This is a genomic window from Pedobacter sp. ISL-64 (genome assembly GCF_018613605.1).
Taxonomy (GTDB): Bacteria; Bacteroidota; Bacteroidia; order Sphingobacteriales; family Sphingobacteriaceae; genus Pedobacter.
The window spans coordinates 1-15144 of the sequence record NZ_JAGGPU010000024.1 but is presented as its reverse complement, the minus strand read 5'-3'; the positions used below and the strand labels follow the sequence as shown (position 1 = coordinate 15144).

Here is a 15144-nt window from a genome sequence, read left to right as displayed (position 1 = left end):
TTGTAAACATAGGAGACTTGCACTCAATGTCATTAAGTTAAGCCATACTACACAAGCAAAAATAATTTAACCACAGATAGAAAGGATGCACACAGATATGAAAATCCGTGTTTATCTGTGTGCATCTGTGGTTAAAAGCACATCTAGCGCAAGTCTTAGCGCCCCAGCACAAGCAAAGGCCTGACTTGTGCTTTTCGTTAAATTAATACATTAATCCTTTAAGGCACAAGTCAGCTAGCCCACATTGTCCAAACCACTGAGACTTGCGCTAGAAAAGGAAGAATCATATTGCAGGTACAGCTCCGATTTGAGTCAGTAAAGCAAGCAGATCAGGTTGTCCTACTTCTTCTATAATCTGGTTGTTAGACAAACGGTAAAAATTTATTGCTGCAACTGCAATAGGGTTTTCAGTTGCGGGTACGCCAAAGAAAGTTCCTTTATGAGTTCCTTTCATGGTAAACCTAACCGCTACCCTATCATTCTCAGTGATCATCTCTTCAATATTCCACTGAATATCCGGAAAGCCGCTGCGCATCATTCCGATAATCGTTAAATAACCTTTAGGCCCTTGTAGCGGGTCAGCCTGAAAAGGCACATGGAACTTCGCTACCGGACTTATTAATTGTTGTGCTAAATTTTCGTCAGCAGTATTGATGAACTGTAAAAATTGATCAAAAAATTCTTTTGTTGCTCCCATTTTCTATTTTTTTATAGCTTGTAATATCGACTTATTTATAATGCAAAGATGAACCACAATTGTCTTTCTAGCCAATAAACAAGCTTAAGAAATAGTCTTAATGTAGCTTAAGGGTAGATGTTATTTTAATGATATATTTTTTCTGATCTTGCTGAGAAATTCAGGCGTGATGCCCAGATAGGAAGCTATCTGCGTATTGGGTAATCTTGAAGCTAGCGCTGCATATTGTGCCAGGAAATCCAGATAGCGTTGCTCTGCATTTGAACTGAAATTTTGTAACAAGCGGTTTTGAAGTTCAATGAACTTTTCCTCCACGATTACCCGAAAATTTCTATCAAACTTTGGTGAATTCACATAAAGATAAAGCAAATCCTGATGCTCAATCTGCAGAATGGTGGAAGGTTCAATTGCTTCTATAAAAAGTTTGCTTGGTTTTCCCGAATAGAAACTTCCAAGGTCAGCAACCCAATCATTCTCTGCTGCAAACCCCAGATTATGTTCTGTCCCTTTTTCATCGATGCCATACATTTTAAAGCAGCCTTTCTCAACAAACGTATAATGTTTGCAAACAAAGCCTTCCTGCAAGATCATTTGTCTCCGTTTTATTTTTCTGTGTGTCGCTCTTTCGGCAAGCAAGTTTATTTCCCCGGAATTTAAAGGAAGGTACTTTTTAAAATATTCGATTAATGGATGTATCGTCAACTTTTTTAATATCAGTTAAGATGAATATTTAAAATGAATCATCGTTTTACAAATATGATAAAAGTGAATTATAGAACGATCCTAAATTCTGTAAAGATTTGTGCATATTTTCTCTACTTTCAGCTATTGACCAATCATTTTATAATCAATATTTTTACGTCCTAACGCTCCATACCAATCTATGTTAATACGCATATCGCTATTGCTGTTTTTCGCTTCATTTATTTTAAAAGTGCAGGCACAGGATCCTGCAAATGATGACGTGAAACTGGCCACACCAATTAAAAATACTACGGTATACTGCTCTAACGATGCTGCTTTTACCAGCGCTAACGCAACCCCTAGTGGTTATAGAAAGGGAAGTTTTTGGAATAGCGAAGGGAAAGACATCTGGTTCAGCTTTACTGCAATCGGTACCGATATTACTGCCACTGTAACCGGGCAATCGGCAGGAAACACCAACACATTGCTTAATCCGCTCATTGCCTTTTACACTTATAAGGACAATGTAATTACCGAACAGATCGGCTCGATGACCACAGATCAGAACATTACTACCGCCTATAAGGGCGGGCTTATTATTGGTGATACCTATTACCTGCGTATCAGTGCAGAAAATGATGCCACAGGAAGTTTTAAACTCTGTGTGAACAGTTATAACCCACCAAATAAACCCGGACAGGATTTCTCATCAGCATCTCTTTTATGCAATAAAGATAGTTTTACGGAGCTTAAGGTGAGCGGGGCCGGAATTAATAACAACGAGGCTGCGGGAACTTGTTTAAGCATCGAATCGAATAGTGCATGGTACACGTGGACAGCAGCCAATACAGGTACATTAGGCTTTACGATTACGCCTACTGCAGTTACCGATGATATAGATTGGGTATTATATGATCTTGGACCAGCCACAGCGCCTGCCGTGCCTTCGTCTGCCAATTCCATCCGCTGTGCGGCTGGCAGCGGTGTTGATTGTAGCCCAAGATATTACATTACAGGTGCCAACAGCAGCTCGATCGACCTTAGGGAACAGGGAGGCTGCTCACCAAACCAGGATGGCTTTGTAAAAGCGATTGATATGATCGAAGGGCACCAATATGCTTTGCTGATCGATAATTTTTCGAACAAAAACAACGGGTTTAGTCTTTCTTTTGATGGCAACGGAGAATTTATAGGGCCTAAATCAACTATTGTGATGAAGACTGAAAATGCCTGTATGAGCACCCAAAAATTCATATTTACGGCTGATGCAAGTAATTACAATAGTTTAAACTGGAATTTTGGTGCAGATGCCAACCTGGCAACAGCAAGCACAACCGGGCCTTTCGAAATCACTTATGCCACTACCGGTACAAAGACGGTAACCCTCGAAGCATTTTCGGTAAGGGGGTGCCGTACGGTTAGTAGTTACTCTTTTTATGTGGCCATAAAGCCTGATAAACCAATTATTTCTGCCAACAGAACCAGTTTCTGCTTAGGCAGCACCATGGAACTCAGTATCCCCGAAATACCAGATGCATCCTATCTTTGGTCTGGCCCGGCCAACTTTAGTGCCAATACCGCAGCTGTTAGTGTCCCGATTAACAGTTTTTCGCAATCTGGTAATTATTCGGTAACGGTGAAAGTTGGCGATTGCTATAGCGACGTCGCTACAATTAATATCCCTGAGATTGTTAAAAATCCGGTGGCAAGTTTCCAAACCGATCCACCTATCCCTGGTAAGTTTGCAGCCCCTACTCCCATTACGTTCTTAAACCGCTCGCGCGATGCCGACCGCTTTGAATGGGATTTTGGTGACGGCGAAACTTCTACAGATCATCAGCCTACGCACATTTATCAAAAAAAAGGCACTTATAAAATCGAGCTTCGTGCGTTTACCACAAATGGCTGCGTTGATATATTTACCATTGATAATTTAGTGCTGCTGGATGGAACCGCCCTGCAGATCCCCAATTCTTTTTCACCCAACGGGGATGGCATTAACGACCTGTTGAATGTTAATGTGACCAATTTAAAAAGATTTAATTTTAAGATATTTAACCGCTATGGTGACGAAGTTTTCTTTACCACCAATATCTTTGATTCATGGGATGGTAACTGGCGCAATAAACCTGTACCGGTGGGTGCTTATTATTATGTATTAAATGGAACGGATGTTTTTAATAAAGACGTGCGTTTTACCGGGTCGATTACACTGATCAGGTAAATTACCATTGCCGCTGTGGGCACACCACTTTGTACACATTGTTGAGCAGCAGGCCAAGCACAACTTCATGGCTGCCTCTACTTACCTGGTTTAGGGTAGAAGTTGTTACATCATAGCTGTAGGTGAGGTTAAAAAGATGGTTGATGTTAAACCCTGCCATCATATTCAGGGCATCCTGTTTTCTATACCCTGCCCCGATCCAGATGCGGTCTTTAAACCCCATTTTAACATTAACATCTACCGATAGGGGAACATGGGGTATGTATTTGAATAATACCGAAGGGGTAATATTCAAATCTTCGGCTAAGTAAAACTTATATCCGCTATTCAGAAATACGTGTGCAACCTGTTTTCCGGTATTGTATTGTTCATCACCTGAAAAACTTAGCTTTTGTGGCAAAACCTGTTGAATAGACAATCCCGAAAAAAAATTGGCCCCATACAACCATGCACCCACTGAAAGATCAGGCAAAAGCCTGGCATTGGCAGCATTATTTAAAGCCGGATCTTGCGGATTTTCGAGCAGTAGGGCATTAATATCTATAGCCACACGGCTAATACCGCCAGCAACACCCAATGAAAGATTCAATCGGTTATTCAGCTGTAAATGGTAGGCATAATTGATATCGAAAGTAGTGGTAGAAAGTTGCCCTGCTTTATCAGATACCGCTACAAAACCAACTCCATGATGCGCTGGTGAAGCCGTGTAGTTTTGGGTATAACTCCTGGAGCGGGGATCGTTACCATCGGTTTCGAATGATAAGGCGTTGGCCCATAAATATTCGTCGCCCAGGGCCCAATGTGCAGATACGAAAGCCGTTTTGGGTGCATCCTGCAAACCTGCCCACTGTTGCCGGTAACCAAGCTTAACGTCGGTATAATTTTCGATACCACTTAACGCAGGGTTTAACAGGTAACTGTTAAGTAGGTATTGGCTATATTGTGGCCGTTGCTGTGCATAAAGCTTTACATTTGCACACAATATTAATAACAAGAGCCACTTTTTCATTGCCGGTTTTTATTTACTATTTTGTGCTACCCAAGTTACTATTTGTCTAGCTTTTTCTCTAATAGGCGAAGGCGTAGCTCCTGTTTTTTCACATCATTGAGCAGTTCGCCATATTGTTTATCCTTTTCAATCAGGTGCAGGGTAAGCTCTTCTATCTTTTTCAAAAGCAGTTTATTCATTTCGCCAAGGGCAATGCCATTTTCGGCCGCCTCTGCAGCCGATGGGACTTCGGGCAGGTGTTTGTTTAATTTAATATATTGCTCGGTTTCTTTGAGTGATGAAATTTTATACCCTTCTTCGAATACATAATCTGGCTGACCATTTCCATCAACCCTGATCTCGTTTGCTTTTATTTTACCGTTAACGGAGAGTCTTTCAGAAGGATTGGTAGTTCCGATACCGATATTACCCATCGCAGTTCCATCAGTTTTTGTGGCTAAAATAAGACTACCATCCAGTGATTTTATCACATCAAGGTCTCCACCATCAGCATTATTTCCAACACCATTTCCGTATTGATATACACTTCTTAATGCCCAATTTTTTGCTCCTGTATTACCTGAATAACCTAAAGCAACCATGCTCACCACATTTTTAGAAGGAAAATTCCCTTGATCGAGTATAATCTTAAGATTTCCATTTACAACAAATTTTTCATTGGCATCTGTTGTGCCAATACCAACATTTCCATTTGGAGCTACAGCAAGACCATTTGTATATGAATTATTACTAAAAAAAGCAACTCCACCACTCGAACCGATAACAGCTGTCCCATTATGATCGCTACCCGTTACACTAATATTTCCTCCCCATATATCCAGCTTTTCTCTTGGAGATAAAGTATTAACACCCATATTTCCATCTAGGTCAATATAGGTGCGAGGGAGGCCTCCCGTAAAGAACTTGATCCCAGAATACGAAGAAAGATAAGCATAAGGTGGCCAGTCTACAGATTCGTTATACCAACCAAGGCTATAAAAAGATACATCTTTCCCCAGATAGCTAAAGTGATCAGTTGGCGCGACAGCAATGCCTGCCTGGTTTGCACTGGTATTAAAGGTTTGGGCAAATAAGCCAGATCTGATCAGGCATAAAAACAAAACTGGCAATATTATCCTACCAAATTTAAAGTATCTCATCATTGTTATTTTTTATTTTTTTCCAATATCAACAACCTTTCCTGCACATCACTCAATACTTTATCTTTTTCAATCAGGTGCAAGGTAAGCTCTTCTATCTTTTTCAAAAGCAGTTTATTCATCTCACCAAGGGCTATCCCATTTTTGGCAGCATCAGCGGCCGACGGAATTTCAGGCAGGTGCTTGTTAAATTTAATATATTGCTCGGTTTCTCTGAGTGATGAAATTTTATACCCTTCTTCGAATACATAATCTGGCTGACCATTTCCATCAACCCTGATCTCGTTGGCCTTAATTTTACCATTAACGGTGAGTCTTTCAGTTGGTGTACTTGTTCCGATCCCAACATCTCCATTGCCTAAAACTCTTAATAGCTGCTGCTCCTGGCTGGCGTTGTTATAACTATAAAAAGCAAATCCACCTTCACTGCCAGCGCCTTCATTCGCTATAAAATCTGTTTCTCCTGCCCCAGCTCTTCTGTTCCAACCGATAAGCATTTTGCCAGTGCCTGCTAAGTTTTGATATGCGGCGGGATTTCCGGATACATCAAGATTCGCATTATGACCGCCAAATTTTGCAGTGCCTAAAACTTCCAACATTGCGCTAGGCGCTATTGTTCCTATGCCCACGTTTCCATCTCCCGAAATCCTTACCCTTTCGGTCATCCCAGAATATATGGCAAGCCCTGTTCTATTACTATGCAGATCCTCGGCAACACTGGCTATCCCAGCCCATTTATCATCTCCTATATATCCTGAATAAAACTTTAACCCATTAATATCACCAGGGTTAAAAGCATTAGTTCGCAAACTTAATGGCCAGCCGTTACCAGTGGTTTGTACCTCAAGCTTCGAAGTCGGAGTAAGTGTTCCCAGGCCTAAGTTACCTCCCGAAAGCATCATAAAAGTTTGCCCCATATCTCCCCACATCTGCTCTCCTGTAACAGGGTTCCGCTCCCACCACGTCCTGGTATTTACCTGCGGCTGTAAAAATGAAACATCCACCGCAATACCGTCATGTAATGATGCAGTAAGCCAATCGTTACCAGCTTGATTACGATAAAGCCATATTTTGCGCATCATATTATTACTTACCGTTGAGCCACCGATATTCGATATTTCGAATGCGTCTCCCTTAGCAATCCCTAATTGGGCCTTTACATTATTAAAAAAACTGCCTAAGAATGTTAATACCAATATTATTTTCTTCATTTTGTTATTTTCTGACTTTAACTTTAAATAATGTTTCCAGCTTTGCAATTCTTTCTTCCTGCTATTGATTTTTTTCTTTTTCCTGAGCGAGTTGTTTATCTTTTTCAATCAGGTGCAAGGTAAGCTCTTCTATCTTTTTCAAAAGCAGTTTATTCATTTCGCCAAGGGCTATCCCATTTTTGGCAGCATCTGCGGCTGATGGAATTTCGGGCAGGTGCTTGTTTAATTTAATATATTGCTCGGTTTCTCTGAGTGATGAAATTTTATACCCTTCTTCGAATACATAATCTGGCTGACCATTTCCATCTACTCTGATCTCGTTGGCCTTAATCTTACCGTTAACGGTGAGTCTTTCAGAAGGATTGGTAATTCCGATACCGACATTACCCCAAGGGTCTATCCGCATGCGTTCAGTATTGTTATTGGTACTGAAGGTCACAAAGCCACCTGTTTGACTCCCCCCCTATAAAAATTTACAGCACTATTTGTCTGTCCGTAAAAACTATGTTCCAGGGCAAAGGTTTTTCCATTATAATCAGAAAATACAGTTTCGTAACCTTTAACCCCTAAATAAGTTCCGGTGCCCGTTACATCTCCCTCCGGCATTCTGGAGAGTACGCTAGCCAGATTACCAGAGCCTGAATATCTGGCAACATCAAACAGTGCCCTTGGAGTGCCCGTACCTATCCCAACATGACCAAAATAATCTATCGCTATACCATTATTAAGCTGATTGTTAGCAAAATACGAAGTGCCGCCCGAAGAAGTTATGATTGCTGTACCATTATGATCTGCACCAGTTACCGAAATATCACCTCCCCAAACATCAAGCTTGGTGCGTGGAGCGGTTAAACCCAATCCGATAAATCCGTTTTGTGCCATTACCAAATTAGGCGTGCTTCCCATTTGTTTGGAAAGAAAACCCAGTGATCGGGAATTTCCTTCCAGCTGGATTGAAAATTTTTCATCGCCTGGCACCCCAACATCAACACCCGAATCGGCTTCGTTTTGTGCAAACACTATGGCATTTCGGGCACCCGAACCAAATGTCCAGGCATCGTTCTGCGTCTGAAACCGGCCCGTTATAATAAAACTTGTCCGCCCAAAGTCAGTGGCATTATTAGTAAGGTAAAATTTAGTTGAAGCATCGAACCAGGAATCGCCTCTTACCTGAAAATGACCTATAGGATTTAAAGTATTCACGCCTGCCGGACCTGTATTGGTAAAAGTATTTTGAGCTTTTACTGTGTTTAAGGCCGTAATAATTAAACTGACCAGAGCTGTAATGTGGGTTCGTACACTCATTTTTTTTGTGCTTTTAAAATTTTTTCGAGTTCAGTAATTTTAGCTTTCTGATCGAGTAAGAGGCGATCTCTTCCCAGGTTTTGTTTACGTTCTTCAATAATGTAAAGCGTAAGCTCCTCTATCTTTTTCAACAGCAATTTGTTCATCTCGCCAACGGCTATGCCATCGCGTTCAAACTCCTTTGCCGATGGAACTTCGGGCAGGTGTTTATTTGCTTTGATATAACTTTCCAACGCTTCCAACGTTTCAACTTTATACCCATCCTCAAACACATAATCGGGTGCACCCTGCCCATCTACCCTGATTTCGTTTGCTTTTATTTTGCCGTTAACGGTTAATCTTTCTGTAGGTGTAATGGTCCCCAATCCTACATTCCCAGCTGCATTCCATATTCCATTGGGCAAACCAATATTGGCATGGCCCCAGCCACCGTCATAACCTAATTCAATTGTTCCTTTTCCGCTTCTAATAAAATCGACCCGCTCGCCTGCATCGTGAAAACCTATAGTGGTAAAATCAAGACCTGATATTAACATGTTAGTTCCATACGTCCATGTACCAGGATTCGGGCTAGAGTTCATACTGATATCTCCTATACTTAGATTTCCATCGGTATCATTGGCAGTTGCATTTCGGCCAACCACAACTCCACCACCCACCACACGAAGTTTTGAATCGGGAAGTGTAGAACCTATGCCAACTTTTCCTTCGGCAGATATTCTTACTTTCTCACTTTGGTTAGTATAAATAGAAAGCCCTGTTCTATTACTGTGCAGATCCTCGGCAACACTGGCTATCCCTGCCCATTTTTCTTCACCAAGATAACCTGAATAGAGCTTAAAGCCATTAAGCTCTCCTGGAGATGCTGCAGTAACCCTCGAACTCATCATCCAACCATTTTGATTGGATTGAATATCAAGCAGGGTTTTAGGCTCAGTAGTACCCAATCCAAGTCTTGGACCATTTAAGGTCATGTAAGTCTCGTTTCTGGTTCCCCAACTTTGAATTTCATTTGCCGGATCACGCTTCCACCAGGTACGGGCATCAACACCAGGAACGAGACAAGAACCATCAATACTTATTCCATCAAATAAGGCAGCGCTCGTCCAACCTGAACCATTTACCCATCGGTACAACCACAACTTGTTCTTAAAATCATTGTTTGTAAAACCAGCTCTTGAACCAATCTCCAGATAATCGCCCAGGTTGTCGCCCAAATTCTGCGCAAAAAGCAATTTGCTGGTTAATAAGTTAGTTAGCAATAAAATAATCAAATAATATTTTTTCATTGATATCTATTTAGGGTTGTTTATTCGTGCATGATGGTTTTACCATCCATCTTCTTTTCCAGCTCCGCAATTCTTAAATTCTGGCCATCTATTTTTTTGTTCTGCTCCATCAACTGTTTGTTCTGATCGATTACATGCAGCGTGAGTTCTTCCAGGTTCTTCAATAGTTTTTTGTTCATTTCGCCCAATGCCAAACCTTCTTTTTCTATTACTTCTGCTGAAGGAATTTCTGGTAAATGTTGATTCGTTTTGATATAAGCCTCAAGCTCTTTCAACGTGCCGGTCTTATAATCCTTTGCGAAAACATAATCAGGCCATCCGGTAGATTCTACTTTAACTTCCACTGCCCTTACTGTACCGAAAACCGACAATTTTTCCTTTGGTGTAAGTGTACCGATACCAATATTACCAACACCATCGATCACAATATCATCGCCATAAAACCATTGTTGCCCCACATTCTTTTTATCGAACATTCTACGTGTGCCCAATATCATCTTTCCTGTAGCGTCATTATTAAAAGCGTTTCCGGCTACCGTGATAATCCGGCCTTGCCCCCACATGTTCCCTCCATCAGCTGCGGCTGGTACTACAAACTCAATTTGGGCACCTTTATCAAGCGTTCTACCACCAGTATTAGCCTGAACTATTAAACCAGTACCTGAGTACTGGTAATTATTTCCTCCATCGATTGAAGCGTATGTTCCGCTCAAATGCAATAAACCCGCAGGGGTAGTTGTTCCTATGCCAACATTACCATCTCCTGAAATCCTTAGTCTTTCAGTCATCCCCGAGTACAGCGCAAGCCCGGTTTTATTGCTGTGTAAACTCTCGGAAATACTGGCTATGCCAGCCCATTTATCGTCGCCGATATAACCTGAGTAAAATTTAAAACCATTAATCTCTCCGACAGATGTCGCATTAACGCGGCTATTCATGGTCCAGCCACTAGTAGGTTGCATCACCTCAAATTTTGTAGACGGAAAAGTGGTTCCTATGCCAACATTACCATCGCCAGAAATCCTCACCCTTTCCGTCATTCCTGAATATAACCCAAGCCCGGTTTTATTGCTGTGTAAACTCTCGGAAATACTGGCTATACCTGCCCATTTATCATCGCCAATATAACCTGAATAGAATTTTAAGCCGTTTATTTCTCCTACAGTTGTTGCATTAACCCGGCTATTCATCGTCCAACCGCTGGTAGCCTGCATCACTTCAAATTTAGTAGTAGGAAAAGTAGTCCCGATACCAACATTACCGCCTTGAGGGTTAATAAAAGTATTGCCCTGATTATAGTAGTTAATATAGGTACCAAAGCCAGCTCTTGAATCAAGGTGCAGATTTCCGTTGGTTACGGCTACAAAGGCATGATCGGTTACCTGCCCATTGCCACCAACCTGCAGGTATTGCGACCAGGTAGAATTTGGGCCATAAAGGTGGTATTGATCATTGCTGATATTTATAGCCTGTCCACTAGATGAACCAATTGCACCGCAAAACAATAAAGCAATTAATAAGATACGTTTAATTTCCATTGCTTTTAAGTTTTTGGTTTTCTGTCTCTAATTTCTCCACTCTTTTATTCATTTCGATTACATGGAGGGTTAACTCCTCTAGGCTCTTCAATAGCTTTTTGTTCATTTCGCCCAATGCCAAACCCTCTTTTTCGATAACTTCTGCCGAAGGAATTTCTGGTAAATGTTTATTCGTTTTGATATAAGCCTCCAGTTCGTTTAGCGTTCCAATTTTATAATCCTTTGCGAAAACATAATCGGGCCATCCGGTAGATTCTACTTTTACTTCCATTGCCCGTACCGTGCCGAAAACTGATAACTTTTCTTTCGGTGTAAGTGTGCCCATACCGATATTACCCAACTCATCAATCACGATGTCGTCGCCATAAAACCACTCTGGTCCTGTTTTTAATTTATCGAAAGACCTACGGGTACCAATAATCATTTTGCCAGCTGCATTACCACCATATGCGTTACCTGCAACCGTAATAATCCGGCCCTGGCCCCATGGGTTATCACCACCGGTATTTGCTGGGATTACAAACTCGATCTGAGCACCCATTGTAGCCGATCTTGCACCAGTTGTTGCTTCCACGATCAATCCGTTTCCATTATACTGGAAATTATTACCTCCATTAATGGAGGCTCCATTACTCTTAACATGCAAAATTCCCCGTGGTACAATTTCTCCAATCCCTACATTTCCTGTCTTATTTATTGTAAATATTTCCCGCTCGGGTGTTTCGCCTCCGAGCAGAGAAAAAAATCCTAATCTTTCATAAGGACTATTGATATCATTAAGTTCGATTTTAAAACGCCTCGAATTATCCGAAACATGGAAACCAATTCTGGGGCGTTGAGAATCTTCAGCCCCGATAGAAATACCAGAGTGATTATCGTAATTATATGCTTTGATATCACCACCAGCAACCGTTAACCTGTAGGCAGGATTTTGTGTACCGATACCTAGACCTGTTGCAAAATAACCCTGACCATCGGCCCGCACGGTAAAATTCGTTACACCACCAGCAACACCTTCATAAAAAACGTTGGCCTGCCCATTAGGATTATCCGTTATTGCTTTAAAAATCCCTCCAGGAAAGCTATAGGTTCCCCCAGCCTGATGGCCGGTAAAAAAATTCTGACCACCTGATGTAAGCATGTATATCTTCCCATTAAGGTTACCATCGGTTTCCGTCAAAACCCTCGACCATCCCGCACCGGCAAAGTTATTCGTCTTCCTAAACCAAAGGTTCTGATCAAAGAAACTACCCGCAAACTGCATGGCGAAGTTATTGTTAACATTGCTATGCCTTACATCAAGTAAATGCCACCATCCACCTGCGCCGCTAGGAAAATTGACAGGGTTATAGGTTTCATAAAAACCGGAAGTACCTCCCATCTGGCCCGCATCGTCTTTAGGTTGAGTGGTCTGTGCCAATAGGAAAATTGGAATGGATAAAAAAAGTAAAAGTGTAAAAAATTTCATCGTGGTTATGTTTGGTTACTGTATGCTTAAGAGAATTAATAAGATTGGCTAAAACCAACTGTTAAATGGCTATTATTTTGTAGCCATTTTCTTTTCCAACTCCGCAATCCTTAAATTCTGTTTGATCAGCTGTTTGTTTTGTTCGATTACATGAAGCGTAAGTTCTTCCAGGCTCTTCAGTAGTTTTTTATTCATTTCGCCCAATGCCAACCCCTCTTTTTCGATAACTTCTGCCGAAGGGATTTCTGGTAAATGTTTATTCGTTTTGATATAAGCCTCCAGTTCGTTTAACGTACCGATTTTATAATCCTTTTCGAAAACATAATCAGGCCATCCGGTCGATTCTACTTTCACTTCCATTGCCCGTACCGTGCCGAAAACCGATAACTTTTCTTTTGGAGTAAGGGTACCCATACCGATATTACCTATTTCGTCAATCACAATATCATCGCCATAAAACCACTCAGCCCCTGTTTTTAGTTTATCGAATGACCTACGGGTGCCAATAATCATTTTGCCTGCAGCATTACCACCATATGCATTACCTGCAACGGTGATAATCCGACCCTGACCCCATGGGTTTTCACCTCCGGTATTGGCCGGAATCACAAATTCGATTTGAGCGCCCATTGTAGCCGATCTTGCACCAGTTGTTGCTTCCACGATCAATCCACTTCCATTGTACTGAAAATTGTTCCCCCCATTAATGGAGGCTCCATTACTCTTAACATGCAAAATTCCCTGGGGTGAAACTACCCCTATCCCTACATTACCTGTTTTATTAACGCTAAGTACCTCCAAATCACCCATGCTTCCGCCAACAGTCGAAAAGAAACCCAAACGCTCATAAGCACTATTAATGTCATTGACCTCCATTTTAAAACGCCTTGAATTATCTGAAACATGGAAGCCAATTCTTGGCCTTTCGCTAGCTTCTGCACCAATTTGTATCCCCGATTGGTTGCCAAAATTATTTGTTTTAATTTCACCGCCTGATACGGTAAGCTTTGCATTGGGCGTAGCTGTACCAATGCCAACATATTGGTTATCAGAACGGATGTGTAACAGTGCATTGTTCTGTGCTCCGCCCGTTTGATTACTGATCGTAAAATCGTTTCCAGTAGCGCCAGCATAACCAATGGCCCAGTTCCCTTCATAATTCCCTGTGGCAGGATCATTTCTTGCCAACCTGATACCCGCCCAACCGCTCGGCCTCACCACCGTAAGCCCTTCAGCCCAAGCTTCTTCCTTAGCCATAAGTTTTAAGTTTCCTTCAAATAAACCATTACCTACTACCTGCAGTGGCACTTGTGGTGTGGTTGTGCCAACACCTACTTTCCCATCACTCTCTGTTACAATTTTTACCCAGGGCTGCTGGGCATTGTTATTGGTTTTGCGTAAATAAAAATTCTGATCAAAAAAACTGCCCGAAAGCTGCATGGCGAAATTATTTGCGCCATTCGAATGCCTTACATCGAGCAAATGCCACCAGCTAGATGCACCGACAGGAAAATTGACAGGCGTTGAGGTTTCATAAAAGCCCGAACTTACGTTGGCTTCGCCGGCATCATTACGGTATATCGTTTGAGAAAAAGCAAGTACTGGCAAACACAGCACCAGCAGCATAAGTAAATTGATCTTCATTTAATATCGTTTGGTTTATGGTGGTTTGTTTAATGGGTTAGTTAGTCCCCAAAACAATCCGCCATTTTAAATATCAGCTAAAGCAATCAATAAAAAAACCGTGATTGACGAAACCACGGTTTTTGATAGCTGAAAACCCTAAAGTAAATGACCAAATGTGTTGGTGTATTTGCTAGGTTCATAGCGTAGATGGACTGAATAACGATTGTTTAAATATATGCTCCTTAAGTTTCCGATATGTTAAACGGCTAATTGGTTAACTAAAAACTGGTCTTTCTTATATTAAAAAGGCATGTTGAAAAGGATCTCGAAATGAATGGTTCCGTGTTTTTCGGATCGTGCAGCCCCGCCATTCGCTACAATCTTTTTGTTGCCGTTATCCCTGAAATTATCGAAGGGGCACCAAAAAGGATTTCTGCTGTTGTCGGGTTTAGTTAAGAGGGCTTGAAGCTTTTGGGAGAGGTTGAATAGCGATTGTTCAACTTTATGTCCATCTAGCGCAAGTCTTAGCGCCCCGGCTCATGCAAAGGCCCGACTTGTGCTTTAATCAAATCAGTATATTAATCTCTTAAGAAAATTTTAAAGCACAAGTCAGCCAACCCGCGATCTTGCCCGCTAAGACTTGAGTTAGTTGGGAAAACAGGGACAGCCATGGACAGCAGAAGAAGACAGCCTTTTATTAAAAGCTTTTAATGAAGGTATTAAGATTTCCGGACTCGCTAAACTGCACGGACGCTCTTATGGCGCCATTAAAGCTAGACTCATCAAACTCGAAATGCTGGAAAAGTAAAAAGCCCGGCACGTGGCCAGGCTAAGATTATTAATTCTACGAAAGTCTTAGCGAGACGCTAAGACCAGAATTGAGCCAGGTTAAGATTATTTTAAGGCACAAGTCATCTGGCCCTCGAGTCCAAACACTAAGATTCTGTGTTGATT

Annotated in this window: 13 protein-coding genes; 2 read left to right on the top strand and 11 right to left on the bottom strand. The window is 41.5% G+C overall.

Features of this window, described 5'->3' with window-relative positions; translation table 11 throughout:
• Window positions 1–283: 283 nt before the first annotated feature.
• On the bottom strand, window positions 284–697 hold the full coding sequence (locus J7E57_RS24520) for an ester cyclase (RefSeq protein ID WP_215125850.1): 414 nt from the start codon (window positions 695–697) through the stop codon (window positions 284–286).
• 120 nt (window positions 698–817) lie between these two features.
• Window positions 818–1333, bottom strand: a complete 516-nt coding sequence (locus J7E57_RS24515; protein ID WP_410522709.1) for a Crp/Fnr family transcriptional regulator — start codon at window positions 1331–1333, stop codon at window positions 818–820.
• Between the two features lie 247 nt (window positions 1334–1580).
• On the opposite strand from J7E57_RS24515, the gene J7E57_RS24510 reads away from it, so the two are divergent.
• Entirely contained in the window at window positions 1581–3605 is a 2025-nt protein-coding gene (locus J7E57_RS24510) for a PKD domain-containing protein (protein ID WP_215125852.1), read from the top strand.
• A gap of 1 nt (window position 3606) precedes the next feature.
• On the opposite strand, the gene J7E57_RS24505 is transcribed toward J7E57_RS24510, so the two are convergent.
• The 9 genes from J7E57_RS24505 to J7E57_RS24465 form a co-directional block, all read right to left on the bottom strand.
• Window positions 3607–4614 (bottom strand): type IX secretion system membrane protein PorP/SprF, encoded by a 1008-nt coding sequence (locus J7E57_RS24505; RefSeq protein WP_215125853.1) that lies wholly within the window; start codon window positions 4612–4614, stop codon window positions 3607–3609.
• 38 nt (window positions 4615–4652) lie between these two features.
• A complete protein-coding gene (locus J7E57_RS24500; RefSeq protein WP_215125854.1) occupies window positions 4653–5756 on the bottom strand; it encodes a hypothetical protein in 1104 nt (367 codons plus the stop codon).
• Window positions 5757–5758: 2 nt separating this feature from the next.
• Entirely contained in the window at window positions 5759–6964 is a 1206-nt protein-coding gene (locus J7E57_RS24495; RefSeq protein WP_215125855.1) for a hypothetical protein, read from the bottom strand.
• A gap of 61 nt (window positions 6965–7025) precedes the next feature.
• A complete protein-coding gene (locus J7E57_RS24490) occupies window positions 7026–7403 on the bottom strand; it encodes a hypothetical protein (protein ID WP_215125856.1) in 378 nt (125 codons plus the stop codon).
• The gene (locus J7E57_RS24485; protein WP_215125857.1) at window positions 7400–8269 is read right to left on the bottom strand and encodes a hypothetical protein; all 870 of its coding nucleotides are present in this window, start codon (window positions 8267–8269) and stop codon (window positions 7400–7402) included. Before J7E57_RS24485 ends, J7E57_RS24490 begins: the two co-directional genes overlap by 4 nt.
• Window positions 8266–9558 (bottom strand): hypothetical protein, encoded by a 1293-nt coding sequence (locus J7E57_RS24480; protein ID WP_215125858.1) that lies wholly within the window; start codon window positions 9556–9558, stop codon window positions 8266–8268. The genes J7E57_RS24485 and J7E57_RS24480 overlap by 4 nt, the downstream gene beginning before the upstream one ends.
• A gap of 20 nt (window positions 9559–9578) precedes the next feature.
• On the bottom strand, window positions 9579–11096 hold the full coding sequence (locus J7E57_RS24475) for a hypothetical protein (RefSeq protein WP_215125859.1): 1518 nt from the start codon (window positions 11094–11096) through the stop codon (window positions 9579–9581).
• Window positions 11086–12564 (bottom strand): hypothetical protein, encoded by a 1479-nt coding sequence (locus J7E57_RS24470; protein WP_215125860.1) that lies wholly within the window; start codon window positions 12562–12564, stop codon window positions 11086–11088. Before J7E57_RS24470 ends, J7E57_RS24475 begins: the two co-directional genes overlap by 11 nt.
• A gap of 72 nt (window positions 12565–12636) precedes the next feature.
• On the bottom strand, window positions 12637–14208 hold the full coding sequence (locus tag J7E57_RS24465) for a hypothetical protein (RefSeq protein WP_215125861.1): 1572 nt from the start codon (window positions 14206–14208) through the stop codon (window positions 12637–12639).
• 631 nt (window positions 14209–14839) lie between these two features.
• Between J7E57_RS24465 and J7E57_RS24460 the strand changes: the two genes are divergently transcribed.
• Window positions 14840–14998, top strand: coding sequence for a hypothetical protein (locus tag J7E57_RS24460; protein ID WP_215125862.1), 159 nt, complete (start codon window positions 14840–14842; stop codon window positions 14996–14998).
• Window positions 14999–15144: the final 146 nt, after the last annotated feature.